This is a genomic window from Pseudomonas sp. 37 R 15, assembly GCF_900004865.1.
Classification (GTDB): domain Bacteria; phylum Pseudomonadota; class Gammaproteobacteria; order Pseudomonadales; family Pseudomonadaceae; genus Aquipseudomonas; species Aquipseudomonas fluorescens_AM.
Window position 1 is genome coordinate 1 of the sequence record NZ_CVTV01000042.1, and the last position, 21,872, is coordinate 21,872.

Below are 21,872 nucleotides of genomic sequence, written 5' to 3' on the forward strand. Positions count from 1 at the left end.
TCGAGGTCCTTCAACGTCTTTTCGCCGTAAACCTCGACGCGGCCTGCGCTCGTTTTGGCTCCAATGCGAATGATGCCTTTCATGCCCTATCCCAACAGCTGCCATTCGATGCCTTCCTCATTGACCGTGATTATGTCGGGGAGCAAAAAGCGAGGTTTACGATTCTGGACACGCAGGGTGGGCATGATGTCGTTCTTCTCAAAACGGCGGATGACACCCTCGTTAAACCTCGAGTATGGATCGCGACTCAGGCGGGCTGCCTGCCAGTAGCCTGTCTGCGGACAGGCCTGGCCGCTGGAGCAGGTCGGCGCGGGGTAGCTGGCCTTGATGAATGCTGGAGAGTCGGGCGTGGCTCGGCCGCTCGCTGGCTCAAGGCGCTTGGCGTTGGCCAACTGCTGGATCAGCGCTTCGCTGGGCTTTGGTGGCGGGACATTGGCCAGGCGTGCTTCCAGCCATTGCAGCTTACCGTCCCAGGCGGGGAGCTTGGCCGGGGGCAAGGGGAGGATTTCGTTGATTTCGGGGACCTTCGGGTCAGCATAGGAGTAGTCCGCGAGCAGACTCCAGATTTTTTCATAGCGCTCAGCGCGCTCGAGATCTTCTTTCTGGCCCAAGTAATACAACCGGTCATCCGGTTGAGGGCCGCGGAAGCCTTTGTTCAAAAAGGACGCCGAAGTACTGTCGCCAGCTGCCACACCGAATTGGTATGCCTCAAGTGACTCTTGATAATGGCCATCTGTCGATAGATCGACCCCAAGCGCCCTAGCAGCCTTACCATTGCCCTGCTCGGCCGCACAGCGGCGCATCTGCCGGGCAACGTCCGGCGCGATGTCAATCGGCGCCAGTATGTCACCCACCTCATACTGGGCTTGGGCACTGCCCTGATCAGCCGCCTTACGGAAATAACGAAGCGACATGGCCGGGTCCTGCTTCAACCCAGCCGAGCCGTTCTTTAGGAAGATGCCGATAAAGTAGTACCCCGTCGCCACGTTTGCGTCGATCAGTTGCTGACTCAGGCGCAGGAGGTCCGCGCCACGAAGCCTGAAGTGGCCGCGCATGGTGCCGTTTTGCAGGTTGATATTGGCTTTGTAATGGCCATTTTCGGCCGCAATCCGGTACAGACGCTCGATCTCGGCGTCGACGCTTTTGTCCTGCTTGAGCAGGTTGTTCTTCTGCAACCAACGGGCGTACTGGAACAGCTCATCGGTCTCGGCGGACGGCGCAGGGATCTGCTCGTGTATGCAGGTGAAGGCCAGCTTGGCTTTGATCTCGGTCAGCGGGTTCAAGGAAGTGTCCTGGGTCGGGTGAGTAGGGGCGCTGCCGTTATCGCAGGCGGCCAGCAGCAGACTTATCAGCAATAGGAATCGACGCATCAGTCAAGATCCTTCACGGTCTTTTCGCCGTAATAAAACTCGACGAGCGGTGCGTCGGGCATCAATTTTTTCGACTGGTGATCTTTGTTCTTATTGATGATTTCCTGCCAAGCCTCGAACGCCTGCTTCGGATCATCCTGCGCCCCCTTCTTGTCCGTATGCAGATTCCACAATCGCCGCCGCAACGCCTGGGTCACACTCATCCACTCATGGGCAATATTCAGCTCGCTATCCACCTGCATGCTGCGAGTGTTGATGTTGGCTGAACCGTGGGTGGTGAACACGTCGTTGACGATCATCAGTTTGGAATGGATGTACACCGGCATCCACGGTTTCCCCGTAGGCGAGTCAGGTGCGACCAGCGAGCACACGTGAATTTTCAGCCCCGGGCGCGGCTCAGGGGCTAGCGTGCTTGTCTCGATCGCCTTGATCTGGTCGTTGAGCACGGCCTGCCGATAACGATTGTGTCTGGCGGCATCCTGTTGGGCTTCCCGGGCTTTATCGCTCATCTCGTCGCCCCCCAGTGCGTCGGTCAGGAGGGTCAATGTAATCAAGGCCCTTTGTTCGAGGAGTTCTGCCAAGGTCGGCGCCTGCGCGTCTGCTTGGGCTTTAGCCTGTTGAATGCGCTGCAGCTTGGTGATTTCAGGAATGGTATCGCCGCGCCCCAGGCTTTCGAGCATGCGCTGGGTGTTCAAGGAACCTGGGCCTACGCCATCCGGGCTGGCATTGGTGATCACAAACAGGTGCAAGTTGCCATGTAAGCCCGGATCGCGACCTGCGCGGGTCTGGTCGGCGGCGGCTTTTTTGATGGCCTCCGCCAACGGTGGCCAGCGAAAGTACTGGTTCTCGATATAGATAAATTGGGTCGCGTTGTTGACCGCCTTCAGGTAGACCTGCTCGATATCGTACTTGGCGTCTTGTGGCTGCGTGCGCAGGATTTGCGCCAATTGGCGGGTAACGCCGGGCGTGCATTGCAGTTGGGGGCCCACCGTCATTGCGTTGCGCGATGCGAGCAGATCCTCACCGGTTTCCTTTCGCCACGCGGTGGCGAAGTTATGGTGCAGGTGTTCCAGAATCGGCCCGCTGACTTGACTCGAAATATCCTGACGTGGGGTATCGCCACGGGGACCACCATTGGGGGCTGGTTTGTTACCCTCGCAACGGTTCAGCGCCGTATGGGCGTCAGTGTCCCAGTACTCGTCAAGCATGTTGTGCCCCATGACAAAGCCGACGGCGCTGTCCGTCTGTTCATAGTCGACCAGGACTGTCTTCTGATGGTGGGTTGCGGCGATGGCCAACGCACCTAATGTACTGTGGCTGAGCTGCGGGTCGAGGCTTTTGTATTTGACCTGATAGGCAATTTCAGCCCGTTCATACACGCTGAAACCGCGACCGACGAACACCGGTATGTTGCGCGCCGCTCGCATCGCAGGCGCGAGGTGATCGGCGAACGCACATCGGGAAAACCACTGTCGATCCTCGGCGTATTGGTCATCGGTGGAGGGTTGTAACGCCCGATTCTCGATGCGATACGGGCCTTTGCCAGGCAGGTTGGCTTCGCCCCCAACCCCGGCGCTATTAAACGGCGCTTCCCAACCCAGCACCCGGACCTCGACCCCTTCCCGGGCTTTGGCCATGAGCAGTTCACCAATGCTCGGGCTCTTGCCGTCACGAATAAAGTACATCGACGGCTGGAAGCCCCAACAGATGATATCGATGGTTTTAGTGGCTTTCGCGATAGCCAAGTGCACGGCCTTGAAGGCTTCTTCACCGTTGATCAGCGGTTGATAGGTGGCCATCGCGGGAGGGTATTCGGTGTTCTGCACGTACCAGGGCGAAGTGCAGGTCACCTGATGGGTGTGTTGCAAGGCGACGGGAGTAACGATGTCGGGTTCAGTCATGAGGTTTTCCCTTCCTGCTCACTGATGGGCTCATCACGGCGGCGTAAAGAGCCCGGTGATCCGTGTGGGATGTGGGCTGGCTCACCTCGGTGTCGGCTTGTGAGCGGTGGTTGTGCATGCCGCTATTGGCCAGGTGTGCTTGCTCGGCATTGCGATAATCGCTGGGCACCGGTATCTGGTAGCTCACGCCGTTGGCCAATTCCAATCGGTACTGCTGAGTCACCACCTCGTGGTCGATTGACACTTGCCCGGTCTCGTCCAATACGCCTCTCTTGAGCACTGCACCGTCGGCGTAGAGCGTATAGGGCATGCCTGCCCAGCCTTGATTGGATGCGTTGGGGGCTTGCGGCACGCTGAACTGCAACCTCTGTTTGGACAGGCTTTGTGGATACTCGGGATGCGAGGCTGTGAGGCTCGCTGGGCCGCTGAATTCGAAGTGCGCTGACTTGACGTTGTAGTCCCCCTGGGTTCCAGACTCGATGCAGTTCTGATCGAGGGTGATGTAGCTGCCACCGGCATTCAGAGTGATTTTCTTCTTCGCGACGATGCGTATTTCGTCTTCGGTGCTGGTGATCTCCAGGCCATGGCGCGCCATCAGTTGCAGTGTGTCGTTCTGTGCCTGGATGACTACCGGGCCCTGATTGGCGATCAGCTTGATGCCCAACTTGCGTACAAACAGGTTGACGCCTTGCCCCACGCCGATGAACAGGCGCTTGACCACACTGATATCCGCCTCGGCCCCGGCGTTGATCATCAGGTTATTTTGAGCGGCCAATTGCAGGTGCTGGCCGCTGGTTACAGCAACGCCTTGGGGAGCGCTGAGCACGATGACCGAGGCTTTGAGTTGATCGAGCTGGTCTCGCATCATTTTCAGTTGCGCTTGCACATCCGCTGGGTCTGCGTTGGCGGCCTGGGCATCAGCCGACAACCCTTGCAACTGATCACCGGCCCGCTGTAACCGGCCCAGAGCGGCAGCCATTTCAAGCATCTGCCCCTGAGCGTTGGGCTGCACGTCAGCAGTGATGAAGACGCCGCTGCCCGCGCGGATGGCAGCATGCCCATCGGTGCGCAACTCCGCACCCTGGCCTCGCGCCTGGCGCTGGCTATCGACGATATGCCCCAGATTCAACTGGCTCTTACCGCTGTGCTCGGTGCTGAGCTTGACGTGCTCCTGCCCCCGCGTGTCATCCATGCGCATTTTGTTATTGGCTGGAGTACGCAGCACGTTGCGTTTGTAGTTGCGTAACGTCACGTGGTCCACGCGGTGACTGTCGTGCAGCGCATGGGCGATGTAGGGCCGGTCGGGGTCGCCCTGTTCGAAGGCGATGGCCACTTCGGTGCCGGGAATCAGCGGCAGGTGCAGGCCGTGTGTGTCCCCGGCGTAGGGGCGGGCCAGTCGTAGCCACACGCTTTCTTCGCCGGGTTTCCAGGTGTCGCGGTCGAACAGGAAATTGACCTTGTAGCGCCCTTCGAGGTCGATGTGACCGTAGGGGTCATGCGCCTGCGGGCTGGTGAGGCGGGCTGGCACGGTACCGGCGATTTGCGGTTTGTTTTGCAGCGCTGGGCGAAAGCACACGGTTTGCGAATAGGGAATGGCCTCAAAGGTCACTTCGAAACTTCGGTCGCGGGCGGCGTGGCTGGTCAGTTGGGTAATGACCGCACCCGCAGCGAAAGCCTGTGGGGCGCCGCCGGAGATTTTGAGTACCTGCCCAGGAGACAGTGTGGCGCTGCTGCTGATGCCGCTGAGCTGGGTCTGGCCGTTGAGGTAACGCTCGTGGCGCAAGCGGGCGTAGAAGTAGCCACTTTCACTTTGCAGGTCTTCGTCCCGGGCCAGGGCGTCGCCCAGTACGCGGTAGGGCTCGGCGTAGAGGTAGGCCTCGCCGTAGGTCGTCGTTGCGCCTCGGGTTTGATCAATCTCCCCCTCCAGGTGAGCACTGGCGTCGCGGTGGTGGTAGGCGCGGATATGGACCTGCTGCTCGACTACCTGGTGCTGGGATTGCAATTGCCACACGCCGTCCTGCGTGCTGCTGCTCAACCCGGATTGCGGTCGAAAAGGCAACTCGACGTCGAATTGGTACAGGCGTTGATCGTCGCAAAACTCGACCACATCTATACTCAGGCGCTCGTCACTGGTGAAGCGATACCAGATACCGACGTCGGCCAGCAGCCGGGTGATAAACGCCAGGTCGCTTTCGCCGTATTGCATGACTTGCTCGCGTCTGGGGTAGTCGCGCTTCAAGTCGAACAGAAAGTCCTGGCCCTCGAAGCCGTGGTGACTACGCAAAATGCGTTCAACGATTTCCGGCACCGACTGGTGCTGGTAGATGCGAAATTGCTTGCCTCGGCCGAGTAGAGCCAAGTGCGGCTCCAGGGTGATTTCGTAGCGGGCTTGATCAACGGAGCCGGACAACCGTTTAAAGCCGGTGAGCACACCGTGCAGGGTGCGCAGTGGTTTTACCGCAGGTACGGGAAGCCCCAGGAAAGGCAACTTTTGCGGCGCGGTATGCAAGCTGAAACTGGCGTTTTGGCCCAGCATTTTTTCAGCAGGGAGGTCGCCGTCGGCGGCGTTGAATTCCACAACATAATTGAACAGCTGACTGAGGCCTTCTGTGCCTTTGAAGGTCAGGACGTCGAGCGCTGCGTCAACGTTGCTAACGGTGAGCGTGTGGCGACGGTGGTCGAACAAAACGCTGGAAGTCATTCCTTCTACTCCTGGGCACGAAAGCCCGGAGAGTAAAGATTTCTTATCGGCGATTAATGTCGGAAGTTTCGCCTTTACGAGACAGTAACTTCCTAATTGCGGTTTAGCGAATACTCTGCCAGTCCATCTGCAATCCAGACGCCAAAGCCTGAGCGCGACCTGACCACGCCTTGAACACCCGACCAGCACTGCGCCAACAGACGAAGTGCTTCGGCGCTTCGATGCGCGGTTGGCGGCGATGCTGCACTACTGCTATCTGGACCCGGCATGTAACGAGAGGGGCGTCGGTTCCGCGCACCATCAACGCGCGGCGCTGCTGATCCTTGGCCTGCAAACACATAACCCACATGAGACCCGCGCTATTTTAAATCCGCCGCGCAAACGTATCGCTGTGGCTGCCCGACACTTTGCGGCAGTGCACCAACGCATCGCGAATCATGAAGTTCACCAGTGTTGGCGAGACCCCGAGTTCCTTGGCGATGTCTTTCTGCGGCACGCCGTGCAGGCGGTACATTTCGAAGGCGTAGCGGGTGCGCTGCGGCAGCTCGGTCAGGGCGTCGGCGATGTTTTCCAGGGTGTTGAAATTGATGTGGGAGGTTTCCGGTGAAGCGCCGTGGATAACCACATTCAAGCCTTCCTCTTCGGTCCCGGAGTATTTGAGTTCCAGGGCCTGCTTGCGGTAGTGATCGATCGCCAGGTTGCGCACGATCTGGAACAGATAACTCAGTTGAGCCTTGAACGAGGAGGTGATGGTCGGTGCCGATTGCAGCCGAAAGTAGGCGTCCTGCACCACATCCTCGGCACGGGAACGACAGCCGGTAATACGCGCCGCGATCTTCACCAGGATCAGTCGATTGTCGACGAATGCCTGGAGAAGTGGTGAGTCGCACCTGCCTGTGGATACTTGTTCCGTCATGGAAATCACCTTGTTGCAAAGAGGTTGGGGGAGGGCTTCCTTGCTGAGGCCTCCTACACATCGGGCAACAAATTATGCTGAATGATAATGATTGTCAAATGAGAAGGCGAACTAATCTTATGCCTTTGGGTAAGATGTGAACCGCGTCTCGCTTGGCTGCGGCGACTAATTATTTGCCGGGGCCGTCCGTTCTTCTGGGTGACAGGTCCGTTAGCAAACGGCCAGGGATCAGCACCCGCAGGAGGGCGAAATGGGTTTTTATCGTGCACACAGCGTGTTTCAGCTTGGAGTCCTCGGGTGATGAGTACGCCAACGCCGCTGCGTCTGTTCTGCCTGCCCCATTCAGGCGCCAGCGCCTCGGTCTACGCACGTTGGCGCCGCGTGTTGCCGGACTGGTTGCAGGTCTGCCCGCTGGAACTGCCGGGGCGGGGCATGCGCATGGGTGAACCGCTGCAGCGCGATATCAAGGCCCTGGCTGCCCAGCTCGCGATTGAAATCAGCCGCGACCTGAACGGCCCTTATGCGTTGTTCGGCCACAGCCTCGGCGGCCTGCTGGCGTTCGAGCTGGCGCATGCACTGAACGCGCGCAACGTGGCGGCGCCACTGGCGTTGTTCGTCTCCGGCACCGCCGGCCCGGCGCGGCGCGATGTCAGCGAATACGCCATCGAAAAAACCGACGCCCAACTGATCGCCCGCTTGCGCGAGCTGCAGGGCACCTGCGACGCCGTCTTGGCCAATCCCGAATTGATGCAGTTGATGCTGCCGATCCTGCGCGCCGATTTCCTGCTGTGCGGCAGCTTCACTTATGGCGAACGCGAGCCGTTGGGTGTGCCGATCCATGTCTTTGGCGGCAAGCAGGACAGCGTACGCGCCGACCAATTGCTCGACTGGCAGCTCGAAGCCGCCAGCGGCTTTTCCCTCGACATGTTCGATGGGCATCACTTCTTTCTCGTGCAGCACGAAAGCATCGTGCTGCGCTGTATGCGGCGCTATGCCGAGGCCCACCTGGCCCGTTGGCGCAGTGGCGCGGCGCGGCAACGCGTCGCCGGCTGAACCTCACCGACTTCCCGAATTTCCCGCAAGCCGATTTCAGGCAGGAACCCCATGATGGACGCCTTCGAACTTCCCCGCACTCTGGTCCAGTCCCTCCAACGCCGTGCCGCGCAGACGCCGGACCGGATAGCCCTGCGCTTTTTGGCCGAGTCCGCCGAGCACAGCGTGGTGCTCAGCTACCGTGACCTGGACCAACGCGCGCGCACCATCGCCGCCGCCTTGCAAGCCGGTGTCACGTTGGGCGAGCGCGCGGTGCTGTTGTTTCCCAGCGGCCCGGACTATGTCGCGGCGTTCTTCGGTTGCCTGTACGCCGGGGTGATCGCGGTGCCGGCTTACCCGCCGGAATCGAGCAAGCGGCATCACCAGGAGCGCTTGCTGTCGATCATCAGCGATGCCGAGCCGCGCCTGCTGCTGACCATCGCCAGCCTCGCCGATGGCCTGGCGCAGATCGAAAACGCACCCCCGCTGTTGAGCGTGGACACCCTCGACCCACAGCTTGCCGACCGTTGGGTCGCCCCCCAGTTGCAGCCCGACGACATCGCCTTCCTGCAATACACCTCCGGCTCCACCGCGTTGCCCAAGGGCGTGCAAGTCAGCCACGGCAACCTGGTGGCCAATGAAGTGCTGATCCGCCGGGGTTTCGGTATCGACCTCAACCCGCACGATGTGATCGTCAGCTGGCTGCCGCTGTACCACGACATGGGCCTGATCGGCGGCCTGCTGCAACCGATTTTCAGCGGCGTGCCGTGCGTGCTGATGTCGCCGGCCTACTTCCTGGCGCGGCCGTTGCGCTGGCTCGAAGCGATCAGCGAATACGGCGGCACCATCAGCGGTGGCCCGGACTTCGCCTACCGCCTGTGCAGCGAACGGGTCAGCGAGTCTGCCCTGGAACGCCTGGACCTGAGCACCTGGCGTGTGGCCTATTCGGGCTCCGAGCCGATCCGCCTGGATACCCTGGAACGGTTCGCCGAAAAGTTCGCCACGTGTGGCTTTACCGCGAATAATTTCTTCGCCTCCTATGGCCTGGCCGAAGCGACCTTGTTTGTCGCCGGTGGTCGCCGTGGCCACGGCATCCCGGCGCTGCACCTGGATGCGCAAGCGCTGGCCGCCAACCGCGCCGAGCCGGGGCAGGGCAGTGCGGTCATGAGTTGCGGCACCCATCAGCCGGACCACGCCGTGCTGATTGCCGATCCCCACACGCTCAGCGCGTTGGCCGACAATTGCGTGGGCGAACTCTGGGCCAGCGGCCCGAGCATTGCCCACGGTTACTGGCGCAACCCCGAAGCCAGCGCCAGGACCTTCGTCCAGCACGCCGGCCGGACCTGGCTGCGCACCGGCGATTTGGGGTTTATCCGTGACGGTGAGGTGTACATCACCGGGCGCTTGAAAGACCTGTTGATCGTGCGCGGACACAACCTGTACCCGCAGGACATCGAACAAACCATCGAGCGTGAGGTGGAGGTGGTGCGCAAGGGCCGGGTGGCCGCCTTTGCGGTGAATGACCACGGCGTGGAAGGCATCGGCATTGCTGCGGAAATCAGCCGCAGCGTGCAGAAAATCCTGCCGCCCGAAGCGCTGATCAAGGCGATTCGCCAGGCAGTGGCCGAGGCATACCAGGAGGCGCCGTGCGTGGTGGTGCTGCTCAATCCGGGCGCGCTGCCGAAAACCTCCAGCGGCAAGGTGCAACGGGCCGCGTGTGCGTTGCGCCATGCCGAGGGCAGCCTCGACCGCTATGCGCAGTTCCCCGACCTGCAAGCGCAGGCCAGTGAAGCAGCGCTGGAATCGGCCTTGCAAGACCAGATCGCCGCGATCTGGTGCGAGCAACTGCAGGTGGCAACGGTCGCCGCCGATGATCACTTTTTCCTGCTTGGCGGCAACTCCATCAGCGCGACCCAAGTGGTCGCGCGCCTGCGCGAAACCCTGGGCCTGGAGCTGAACCTGCGCCTGCTGTTTGAAGCGCCTACCCTGCAAGGCTTCGCCGCCAGCGTCGCGCGCCTGCAACAGGACGGCGGCGTTGCCCAGGGCGCGATTGCCCCTCTGTCGCGCCAGGACGACCTGCCGCAATCCCTGGCCCAGAACCGCCTGTGGATCACCTGGCAACTGGACCCCCACAGCAGCGCCTACACCATCCCCGGCGCCCTGCGCCTGCGCGGCGAGTTGGACGAAGACGCCGTGCGCGCAAGTTTCCAGTACCTGATCCAGCGCCACGAAGCCCTGCGCACACGCTTTTACGAGCGCGATGGTCAGGGCTTCCAGCGTGTCGAGGCCGCGACCGATTTGGCGTTGCACGTCATCGACCTCAGCGACTTGCCCCATACCGAGCGCGAAGCGCGTGCGCAGCAGATCCGCGAAGATCAAGCGCGTACCCGGTTCGACCTGGAGAACGGCCCGCTGCTGTGGGTCACCCTGGTGCGCCTGGACGATGAAGACCATCAACTGCTGGTGACGTTGCACCACATCATCGCCGACGGCTGGTCGCTGAATGTCCTGATTGACGAGTTCTCACGGCTGTACGCCGCTGCCGTCCAGGGCCAGCCCCTTGAGTTGCCGCCATTGACCCTGCAATACGCCGACTACGCCAGTTGGCAGCGCCAATGGCTGGCCGCCGGCGAAGGCCAACGGCAGTTGGCGTACTGGAAGGCGACGCTGGGGGACGAGCATCCGCCGCTCGACCTGGCCACCGACCACCCACGCTCGGCGCAGGTGCGCAACAGTGCCGCGCGGCATACCGTACGCCTGGGCACGCCCCTCAGTGACGCGATTGGCCAGACCGCGCGCGCCCATGAGTCCACCCCGTTCATGCTGCTGCTGGCCGCGTTCCAGACCCTGTTGTATCGCTACAGCGGCCAGCGCGATATCCGCATCGGCGTGCCCAATGCCAATCGCCCGCGCCAGGAAACCCAAGGCCTGGTCGGTTTCTTCATCAACACCCTGGTGCTGCGTGCCGAGCTCGACGCACGCCTGCCGTTCAACCAACTGTTGGCCGTGACACGCCAGGCTGCACTGGACGCCCAGGCCCATCAGGACCTGCCGTTCGAGCAACTGTTGGAGGCCTTCCCCCAGGCACGTGAACAAGGCCTGTTCCAGGTGATGTTCAACCACCAGCAACGTGACCTGGGTGCCTTGCGCCGCCTGCCGGGCCTGCTCGCCGATGAATTGCCGTGGCACAGCCGCGAAGCCAAGTTCGACCTGCAACTGCACAGTGAAGAGGATCGCCATGGGCGCTTGAGCCTGTCGTTCGACTACGCCGATGAACTGTTCGACAGCACCACCGTCCAGCGCCTGGCCGAGCATTACATCCACCTGCTGCAAGCGGTCTGCGCGCAACCGCAGCACGCCGTAGGCGAGCTGAAACTGAGCGCAGAGGACGAGCAACACGCGTGGAGCCAGGCGCCGTGCGCACCGGCCCGGCAATGGCTGCCCGAGCTGCTCAACCTGCACACCTCGGACACCCCTGCGCTGGTCTGGCAGGGCGCCAGCCTGAGCTTCGCCCAGTTGCACACCCAGGCCAACCGCCTGGCGCATTACCTGCGCGACAAAGGTGTGGGGCCGGACGTGTGCGTGGCCATCGCCGCCGAGCGTTCGCCGCAGTTGCTGATCGGTCTGCTGGCGATCATCAAGGCCGGTGGCGCCTATGTGCCGCTGGACCCGGATTATCCCGCCGAGCGCCTGGCCTTCATGCTCGAGGACAGCGGTGTGCACCTGCTGTTGACCCAGACCGCGCTGCTGGAACAGCTGCCCACGCCCGCAGGCGTGTGCGTGATTGCCATGGACAGCCTGCACCTGGACAGCTGGCCGAGCCAGCCGCCGGGCCTGCACCTGCACGGCGACAACCTCGCCTATGTGATCTACACCTCCGGCTCCACCGGCCAGCCCAAGGGCGTGGGCAATAGCCACGCGGCGCTGGCCGAGCGCTTGCAGTGGATGCAGGCCACCTACCGGTTGGACGCCAGCGACGTGCTGATGCAAAAGGCGCCGATCAGCTTCGACGTGTCGGTGTGGGAGTGTTTCTGGCCGCTGATCACCGGTTGCCGTCTGGTACTGGCAGGCCCCGGCGAGCACCGTGACCCTCATCGCATTGCGCAGCTGGTGCAGGAACATGGCGTGACCACGCTGCACTTCGTGCCGCCGCTGCTGCGGTTGTTTATCGACGAACCGTTGGTGGCCGAATGCACCAGCCTGCGCCGCCTGTTCTCCGGCGGCGAAGCCTTGCCCGCCGAGCTGCGCGACCGCGTATTGGCACGACTGCCGGCGGTGCAATTGCACAACCGTTATGGCCCGACCGAGACCGCGATCAACGTCACCCATTGGCATTGCGCTGTTGAAGATGGTGAGCGCTCGCCGATTGGCCGGCCACTGGGCAATGTGATCTGCCGGGTGCTGGACGAGCACCTCAACCCGCTGCCGGCCGGTGTACCGGGTGAATTGTGCATCGGCGGCCTTGGCCTGGCGCGCGGTTACCTCGGCCGGGCCGGGCTCACCGCCGAACGCTTTGTCGCCGACCCGCTGGGCGAGGCCGGCGCGCGCCTGTATCGCACCGGCGACCGTGCGCGCTGGAGCCTTGAGGGGGTGCTTGAATACCTGGGGCGCCTCGATCAGCAGGTCAAGCTGCGCGGCCTGCGCGTGGAACCGCAGGAAATCGAAGCGCGCATGCTGGCGGTGGAGGGCATCGCCCAGGCCGTGGTGCTGGTGCGTGACGAGCAGTTGATCGGTTACTACAGCGGCCCCGTCGAACTGGATGCACAGGCGGTAAAAACCGCACTGGCCGCCCAGTTGCCCGAGTACATGGTGCCCGCCCACCTGATGTACCTGGACGCCATGCCCTTGAGCCCAAGCGGCAAGCTCGACCGCCGCGCATTGCCGCAACCGGTGTGGCAAGCCCGCGAACATGTCGAACCCCAGACGCCGTTGCAGCAGCAGATTGCAGCGATCTGGCGCGAAGTGCTCGGCCTGCCACGTATCGGCCTGCGCGACGACTTTTTCGCCCTGGGCGGCCACTCGTTGCTGGCCACGCAAATCATCTCCCGCACCCGCCAGGCCTGCGACGTCGAGCTGCCGTTGCGCACCTTGTTCGACGCCAGCGAGCTGGGCGATTTCGCCGCGCAAGTGGGCCTGATCCAGGCGTCGGGCCAGCGTAACCAACAGACGGCAATCGCCAAGGTTGACCGCAGCGTGCCCGTACCGCTGTCCTACTCCCAGCAACGCATGTGGTTCCTCTGGCAAATGGAACCCGACAGCCCGGCCTACAACGTCGGGGGCATGGCGCGCTTGCGCGGGGTGCTGGATGTGGGGCGTTTCGAGGCAGCCTTGCAGGCCCTGATCATGCGTCACGAGACCCTGCGCACCACCTTTCCGAGCGTCGATGGCGTGGCCTGTCAACACGTCTGGCCACAGACCAACCTGCGCATGGACTGGCAGGACTTCTCGGCACTCGATGACACCGAGCGCCAGCAGCGTCTGCAGCACCTGGCCGATCAGGAAGCGCACACCCCGTTCAACCTGGAACGCGGGCCGTTGCTGCGCGCTTGCCTGGTCAAGGCCGGCGAGCAGGAGCATTACCTGGTGCTGACCCTGCACCATATCGTCACCGAAGGCTGGGCCATGGACATCTTTGCCCGTGAACTCAGTGCGCTGTACGAAGCCTTTATCGATGAGCGCGACTCACCGCTGGCGCCGCTGCCGGTGCAGTACCTGGACTACAGCGTGTGGCAACGCCAATGGCTGGAATCGGGCGAGCGTCAGCGCCAGCTGGATTACTGGACCGCGCAACTGGGCAGCGAACATCCGTTGCTGGAACTGCCTGGCGACCGTCCGCGCCCAGCGGTGCAAAGCCACCGCGGCGAGCTGTACCGCTTTGACCTGAACGATGAGCTGGCCGCCCGCGTACGCGCCTTCAACGCCGAACAGGGCCTGACCCTGTTCATGACCATGACCGCCACCCTGGCCGTGTTGCTCTACCGCTACAGCGGCCAGACCGACCTGCGCATCGGTGCGCCGGTGGCCAACCGTATCCGCCCGGAAAGCGAAGGGCTGATCGGTGCGTTCCTCAACACCCAGGTGTTGCGTTGCCAGCTCAATGGGCAGATGAGTGTGGCGCAGTTGTTCGAGCAGGTGCGTCACACCGTGATCGAAGGCCAGTCCCATCAGGACCTGCCGTTCGACCATCTGGTGGAGGCGCTGCAACCACCGCGCAGCGCGGCGTACAACCCGCTGTTCCAGGTGATGTGCAACGTGCAGCGCTGGGAGTTCCAGCAGAGCCGCCAACTGGCCGGCATGACTGTCGAGTACCTGGCCAACGATGCCCGCGCCACCAAGTTCGACCTCAACCTGGAAGTCACCGACCTCGACCATCGCCTGGGCTGCTGCCTGACCTACAGCACCGATCTGTTCGACGAGCCGCGCATCGCACGCATGGCCGCGCATTGGCGCAACCTCTTGGAAGCGCTGATCGACAATCCGCACCAACGCCTCAGCGAACTGCCGTTGCTCAGCGCCGCCGAGCAGCGCGCCCTGCAGGACAGCCTCGGGGTTGAAGCCGCAGCGCATCGTCTGGACCAGTGCATTCACCCGCTGTTCAGCCAGCAGGCGCGCAAGCGTGCCGATGCGCCGGCGCTGACCTTTGCCGGTGTGACCCTCACTTACGCCGAACTCGAGGCCCGCGCCAATCGCCTGGCCTGGATGCTGCGCGAACGCGGCGTCGGCCCGCAGGTGCGCGTCGGCCTGGCGCTGCCGCGCTCGCTGGAAATGGTCATCGGCCTGTTGGCAATCCTCAAGGCCGGCGGTGCCTACGTGCCGCTGGACCCGGAATACCCGCTGGACCGCCTGCATTACATGATCGAAGACAGCGGCATCGGCCTGCTGCTCAGCGACGCGGCGATGTTCCAGGCCCTTGGCGAGCTGCCGCCAACGCTGGCGTGCTGGTGCCTGGAAGATGACTCACCGTTGCTGAAAAACTATCCGGCCGATGAGCTGCCTTTTATCAACCTGGCGCAGCACCAGGCGTACCTGATCTACACCTCCGGTTCCACCGGCCAGCCCAAAGGCGTGGTGGTGTCCCAGGGTGAAATCGCCATGCATTGCCAGGCCGTGATCGAGCGTTTCGGCATGCGCCCGGACGACTGCGAACTGCACTTTTATTCGATCAACTTCGATGCCGCCACCGAGCGCCTGCTGGTGCCGTTGCTCAGCGGTGCCCACGTGGTAGTGCGCGCCCAGGGCCAGTGGGACGCCGAAGAGATCTGCGCGCTGATCCGCAGCCACCGCGTGAATATCCTCGGGTTCACGCCCAGCTACGGCAGCCAGTTGGCACAGTGGCTGGCCACGCAACAGCAGACCTTGCCGGTGCGCATGTGCATCACCGGCGGTGAAGCACTGACCGGTGAACACCTGCAGCGTATTCGCGCGGCGTTCCAGCCTGAGGTGTTTTTCAACGCCTATGGTCCGACCGAAACCGTGGTGATGCCGCTGGCCAGCCTGGCGCCGGAGCACCTGGAGGAGGGTGCCGCCAGCGTGCCGATCGGCAGCATCGTCGGCGCGCGCGTGGCGTATATTCTCGACGCCGACCTGGCCCTGGTGCCGCAGGGCGCGAGCGGCGAGTTGTACATCGGCGGCGCGGGCCTGGCTCAGGGCTATCACCAGCGCCCGGGCATGACGGCGGAGCGCTTTGTCGCCGACCCGTTCACCCCCCGTGGCGGCCGCTTGTACCGCACCGGTGACCTGGTACGTCAAGGTGCCGATGGGCAGGTGGAGTACCTGGGGCGTATCGACCATCAGGTGAAGATTCGCGGTTTCCGCATCGAATTGGGCGAGATCGAAACGCGCCTGCTGGAGCATCCGGCCGTGCGTGAAGCGGTGGTGCTGGCGCTGGATTCGCCGAGCGGCAAACAGCTGGTGGCGTACCTGGTCAGCGATGCCGAGCACGGCGCCTTGCGTGATGCGGTGAAGGCCCATCTCAAGGCGCACTTGCCGGACTATATGGTGCCCGCCCACGTGATGGTGCTCGACAGCATGCCGCTGACCGCCAACGGCAAGCTCGACCGGCGCGCCTTGCCGCAGCCCGATCCGCAAGCGAATCGCCAACAGTACGTGGCGCCACGCAACGCCCTGGAGCATAGCCTGGCGGCCATCTGGTGCGCGGTGTTGAACCTGCAGCAAGTCGGCCTGGACGATAACTTCTTCGAACTGGGCGGCGATTCGATCCTGTCGATCCAGGTGGTCAGCCGTGCGCGGCAGGCGGGCATTCATTTCAGCCCGCGTGACCTGTTCCAGCACCAGACCGTGCAAAGCCTGGCCGCTGTCGCCACTTACACCGATCAGGCCGGCATCGAGCAAGTCAGCGCCGAGCAAGGAACGCTCACCGGCCGCTCGGGCCTCACGCCGATCCAGCATTGGTTCTTCGACACCGACATTGCGATGCGTCAGCACTGGAACCAGGCCCTGGTGCTCAAGCCGCTGCAACTGCTCGACCCGCATCGCCTGGAGCAGGCCTTACTGGCAGTGCTGGAGCATCACGACGCGCTGCGCCTGAGCTTCACCCAGCGCGATGCCCAGTGGCACGCCGAACACCTGGCCGTGCCCCAAGGCGGCGTATTGATGCAGGCGCAGGTGCGCGACATGGACCACTGCACGGCGCTGTTCACCGACACCCAACGCAGCCTCGACCTGGCACACGGCCCGCTGTTGCGCGCCTTGCTGGTGGACGGCCCGCAAGGCCAGCAGCGCCTGCTGATCGCCATCCATCACTTGGTGGTGGACGGCGTGTCCTGGCGCGTATTGCTCGAAGACCTGCACACGGTTTATCGCCAACTGAGCGAAGGCCAGTCCGTCAGCCTGCCGGCCAAGACCAGCGCGTTGCGCGATTGGGCGGCGCGTTTGCAGGCCTATGCCCATAGCGAGTCTCTGCGTGAAGAGCTGGGCCTGTGGCAAGCGCAACTGGCTGGCCCGGCGCTGGCGTTGCCAGTGGATCGCCGACACGGCGCACTGCGCCAGCGTGACGCCGAGACCGTCAGCGTGCGCCTGGATGTCGAGCGCACCCGGCAGTTGCTGCAACAAGCGCCGAGCGCCTACCGCACCCAGGTCAACGACCTGCTGCTGACCGCCCTGGCTCGCGTGCTGTGCCGCTGGAGCGGTCACGACGCGGCGTTGATTCAACTGGAAGGCCACGGCCGCGAAAGCCTGTTCGATGATATCGACCTGACCCGCAGCGTCGGCTGGTTCACCAGCGCTTATCCGTTGCGCCTGACCCCGCAGGCGGAGTTGGGCGAGTCGATCAAGGCCATCAAGGAGCAACTGCGCGGCGTGCCGCACAAAGGCTTGGGCTACGGCGTGTTGCGCTACCTGGCGGACGAGCTGTGCCAACGCAGCCTGGCTGCGCTGCCGAGCGCCGACATTACCTTCAACTACCTCGGCCAGTTCGACCAGAGCTTCGGCGCCGACGCGCTGTTCCATCCGCTGGAGGAATCCGCCGGCCTTGCACACGACCCCGATGCACCGCTGCCCAACGCGCTGAGTGTCGACGGCCAGGTGTACGGCGGTGAACTGGTGCTGCGCTGGACCTTCAGCCGCGAGCGCTACGATCAGCAGACCATTGGCAAACTGGCCGAGGCGTATCTGGCCGAGCTGCAGGGCCTGATCGCCCATTGCCTCAAGGACGATGCCGGTGGCCTCACGCCGTCCGACTTCCCGCTGGCACGGTTGACCCAGGCGCAACTGGACAGCTTGCCGGTAGCGGCCGGCGCCATCGAAGATGTCTACCCGCTGACCCCGATGCAAGAGGGCCTGCTGCTGCACACCCTGCTGGAACCGGGCACCGGTCTGTATTACATGCAGGACCGCTACCGCATCGACAGCGCCCTCGATCCCGAGCGTTTCGCCCAGGCCTGGCAGGCGGTGATCGCCCGCCACGAAGCCTTGCGTGCCTCGTTCTGCTGGAACGTGGGCGAAGACATGCTGCAAGTGATCCACAAACCCGGCAGCACGCCGATTGACTACCTGGACTGGAGCGCCGACCCCGAGAGCGAGCACGAGCCGCGCCTGCAAGCGTTGCTCAAGGCCGAGCGCGAGGCCGGTTTCGATCTGCTCAACCAGGCGCCGTTCCACCTGCGCCTGATCCGGGTGGACGAGGCGAGCTACTGGTTCATGATGAGCAACCACCACATCCTTATCGATGCCTGGTGCCGTTCGCTGTTGATGAATGACTTCTTCGAGCTCTACCAGGCGCTGGGCGAAGGGCGCGAGGCGCAACTGGCCACGCCGCCGCGCTATCGCGACTACATCGCCTGGCTGCAACGCCAGGACCTGGACGAAGCGCGCCAGTGGTGGCAGCGCAACCTGCAAGGTTTCGAGCGCACCACACCGATCCCCAGCGACCGACCGTTCCTGCGCGAACATGCCGGCCACAGCGGCGGTATGGTGGTGGGCGACTGCTACACCCGGCTGGATGCCCGTGACGGCGCGCAATTGCGCGAGCTGGCCCAGGCTCATCAGCTCACCGTCAACACCTTCGCCCAGGCGGCCTGGGCGCTGGTGCTGCGGCGCTTGAGCGGTGATCGCGACGTACTGTTCGGCGTCACCGTGGCCGGGCGTCCGGTGGACATGCCCGAGATGCAACGCACCGTGGGCCTGTTTATCAACAGCATCGCGCTGCGGGTGAAGCTGCCCGAGGACGGCCAGCCTTGCAGCGTGCGCCAGTGGTTGAGCGGTTTGCTCGACAGCAATATGCAACTGCGCGAGTACGAATACCTGCCGCTGGTGACTATCCAGGAACACAGCGAACTGCCCAAGGGCCAGCCGCTGTTCGACAGCCTGTTCGTGTTCGAAAACGCCCCGGTGGAAACCTCGGTGCTCAGCCATGCGCAAAGCCTGAATGCCACCTCCGATTCCGGGCGTACCCACACCAACTTCCCACTGACCGCCGTGTGCTACCCGGGCGATGACCTGGGCTTGCACCTGTCCTACGACCAGCGCTACTTCGATGAAATCACCGTGCAAGGCATGCTCGCCGAGTTCAAGCGCCTGTTGCTGGCGCTGGTGCAGGGCTTCCATGGCGACATGGCCGACCTGCCGCTGATCGGCGAGCAGGAGCGCGCGTTCCTGGTGGACGGCTGCAACCAGAGCGAACACGACTACCCGCTGGCGCGCAGCTATGTCGAGTTGTTCGAGGAACAGGTGGCGCGGCATCCGCAGCGTATCGCCGCCAGTTGCCTTGACCGGCAATGGAGCTATGAGGCGTTGAACCGACGCAGTAACGGCCTGGGGCATGCGCTGATTGCCGCCGGTGTCGGCCCGGACCAACCGGTGGCGCTGCTGGCCGAGCGTGACCTTGCGCTGCTCGGCATGATTATCGGCAGCTTCAAGGCCGGTGCCGGTTACCTGCCGCTGGACCCCGGCCTGCCCGGTCCGCGCCTGAGCCGCATCATCGAGCTGAGCCGCACGCCCTTGCTGGTGTGCACCGAAGCGTGCCGGGAACAGGCCATCGCACTGCTCGACGGCGTCGACTGCCAGTTGCTGGTGTGGGAGGAAATCCCCGCCCGTGGCGCGAACCCGGGCGTCTACAGCGCCCCGGACAACCTCGCCTACGTGATCTATACCTCCGGTTCCACCGGCCTGCCCAAGGGCGTGATGGTCGAACAGCGCGGCATGCTCAACAACCAGTTGAGCAAAGTGCCGTACCTGCAACTGAGCGACGCCGATGTGATCGCGCAGACCGCTTCACAAAGCTTCGATATTTCCGTGTGGCAGTTCCTTGCTGCGCCGCTGTTTGGCGCACGGGTGGATATTGTGCCGAACGCCCTTGCCCATGATCCGCAGGGGTTGTTGGAGCACGTTCAAACACAAGGCATCACTGTGCTGGAGAGTGTGCCGTCGCTGATCCAGGGCATGCTCGCCCAGGACCACATCCGCCTCGACGGCCTGCGCTGGATGCTGCCGACGGGTGAAGCGATGCCGCCGGAACTGGCGCACCAGTGGCTGCTGCGCTACCCGCAGATCGGCTTGGTCAACGCCTACGGTCCGGCGGAGTGCTCGGACGATGTGGCGTTCTACCGCGTTGACCTGGCTTCGACCCGTGGCACCTATCTGCCGATTGGCACGCCCACCGACAACAACCGTCTGTACCTGCTGGACAGCGCGCTGGAGTTGGTGCCCCAAGGGGCCGTCGGTGAACTGTGCGTAGCCGGCATCGGCGTCGGTCGGGGTTACGTCAGCGACCCGCTGCGCACCGCACCGGTGTTTGTGCCGAACCCGTTCGGCGCACCGGGCGAGCGCTTGTACCGCACGGGCGATCTGGCGCGGCGGCGCAGTGATGGCGTGTTGGAATATGTCGGGCGGGTTGACCACCAGGTGAAAATTCGCGGCTACCGCATCGAACTGGGCGAAATCGAAGCGCGCCTGCACGAACAACCCGAGGTGCGCGATGCGGCGGTCGGTGTCCAGGAGGGCGTCAACGGCAAGCACCTGGTGGGCTACCTGGTGCCGGTTGATGAAACCCTCAGCCCAAGCGAACGCCTGGACCGCATCAAGCAACGCCTGCGCGCCGAACTGCCGGAATACATGGTGCCGCTGCACTGGCTGTGGCTGGAGCGCCTGCCGCTCAACGCCAACGGCAAACTCGACCGCAAGGCCCTGCCGGCCCTGGAAATCGGCCAGCTGCACAACCAGGACTACCTGGCGCCGCGCAATGAACTGGAAACCACCCTGGCCGGGATCTGGGCCGAAGTGCTCAAGGCCGAACGGGTAGGGGTGCAGGACAACTTCTTTGAACTGGGCGGGCATTCGTTGCTGGCGACACAGATCGCTTCGCGGGTGCAGAAAACCTTGCAGCGCGATGTGCCGTTAAGGGCGATGTTCGAGTGCAGCACGGTGGCGGAACTGGCCGAGTACATCGAAGGGTTGGCGGGGAGCGAGATCAGTGCCGAGAAGGTGGATCGGTTGAGTGATTTGATGGCGCAGTTGGAGGGGTTGTGAGACGGCCGCTGGTCTGAAGTGTCGGGATTTTCCGGCGCAACTGTTAATGCTGACAGTAGGCAGTGTTCCTGTTCCACGTGTTAGATAACCGCAGTTTCCGGCCCATCGGGTCGGGCTCGACGGTGATCTAACGCTGGACAGGAGTCTTATCGTGGCGAGCAAAACACCTGCTGGAAAAACCGGTTCCGTTCAGGCAGCAAATTCGCTGCCAGCCGTTGAAACGGAACTGCCCTATGCGATTATCGAGCACGCTGCGAACAACAGCGTGCTGTATCCCATTGACGCCAGCGATGGCACGACGGCCACGCTGACGCTGCCGGCCAACGCCACTGATGTCATGTTCTACATGGCGGTCAAGGGGCAGGACGAGCCGCGTTTCGAACCGGTATCTGTCGAAAATGGCGTCAATGTCGTCGGCATTCCGCCACAGTGGATCAGCTACTGCATCGGGCACACGGTATTGATCAAGTACACGGCCAATGCAGGGGGGCGGGCCCTGGAATCCTTGACGCTGGAGTTGGAAATCCAACAGATCAGGGAGGAGGACCTCTTCGTTTCAAGGCCGGTGTTCACGCATGCCAAGGAGGAGTGGAATACCTGGTACCTGCGCATGCAAGAGTTCTCGGGTGATGAAATTGTCGCGATCAACGCCTGGCCGATGATTCAACCCGGGCAGCGTCTGTTTGTGGTTGTTGCGGGTAACCAGCACGTTGCGCCTTATCGCTTCACCTGGGTGGCCAAGAATCATGTGGTGCAGGAGCACGAAGCTCGTCCAGAGCATGTTTTCCGCTTCAAGCTTTCGCGAGGCTGGCTGTCCAGGCTGGACGATTACTCGGCGATCACCGCTCACCTGGGCGTGATTTGGGACACGACCGAACCGGTATACCCTGAGCCAGGCGATCCGATTCTGGAGAATCCGCTGCCTGTGAACGCCGAGGATTTCCACCTGCGCACCACTTCATTGCTGC

6 protein-coding genes and 1 pseudogene are annotated in these 21,872 nt (G+C 63.1%); 3 read left to right on the forward strand and 4 right to left on the reverse strand.

Annotated elements, in window-relative coordinates:
* Positions 1 to 86 precede the first annotated feature (86 nt).
* The 4 genes from BFQ04_RS12385 to BFQ04_RS12405 form a co-directional block, all read right to left on the reverse strand.
* Entirely contained in the window at positions 87 to 1,370 is a 1,284-nt protein-coding gene (locus BFQ04_RS12385) for an SEL1-like repeat protein (protein WP_065951081.1), read from the reverse strand.
* The gene (locus tag BFQ04_RS12390; RefSeq protein ID WP_065951082.1) at positions 1,370 to 3,271 is read right to left on the reverse strand and encodes a phospholipase D-like domain-containing protein; all 1,902 of its coding nucleotides are present in this window, start codon (positions 3,269 to 3,271) and stop codon (positions 1,370 to 1,372) included. The genes BFQ04_RS12385 and BFQ04_RS12390 overlap by 1 nt, the downstream gene beginning before the upstream one ends.
* Positions 3,264 to 5,972: a type VI secretion system Vgr family protein gene (locus BFQ04_RS12395; protein ID WP_065951083.1), complete on the reverse strand. Its 2,709-nt coding sequence runs from the start codon at positions 5,970 to 5,972 to the stop codon at positions 3,264 to 3,266. The genes BFQ04_RS12390 and BFQ04_RS12395 overlap by 8 nt, the downstream gene beginning before the upstream one ends.
* Before the next feature lie 364 nt (positions 5,973 to 6,336).
* A complete protein-coding gene (locus BFQ04_RS12405; RefSeq protein WP_065951085.1) occupies positions 6,337 to 6,888 on the reverse strand; it encodes an RNA polymerase factor sigma-70 in 552 nt (183 codons plus the stop codon).
* 300 nt (positions 6,889 to 7,188) lie between these two features.
* Here BFQ04_RS12405 and BFQ04_RS12410 point away from each other — a divergent pair, with 300 nt between their 5' ends.
* From BFQ04_RS12410 to BFQ04_RS12420, 3 genes and pseudogenes are all read left to right on the forward strand, one after another.
* Positions 7,189 to 7,941 carry a thioesterase II family protein gene (locus tag BFQ04_RS12410; protein WP_065951086.1) on the forward strand — a complete coding sequence of 251 codons (753 nt, stop codon included), beginning with the start codon at positions 7,189 to 7,191 and terminating at the stop codon, positions 7,939 to 7,941.
* Between the two features lie 51 nt (positions 7,942 to 7,992).
* The gene (locus tag BFQ04_RS12415; RefSeq protein WP_065951087.1) at positions 7,993 to 20,904 is read left to right on the forward strand and encodes a non-ribosomal peptide synthetase; all 12,912 of its coding nucleotides are present in this window, start codon (positions 7,993 to 7,995) and stop codon (positions 20,902 to 20,904) included.
* A gap of 151 nt (positions 20,905 to 21,055) precedes the next feature.
* A pseudogene (locus BFQ04_RS12420) lies at positions 21,056 to 21,872 on the forward strand (hypothetical protein); the annotation flags it as partial.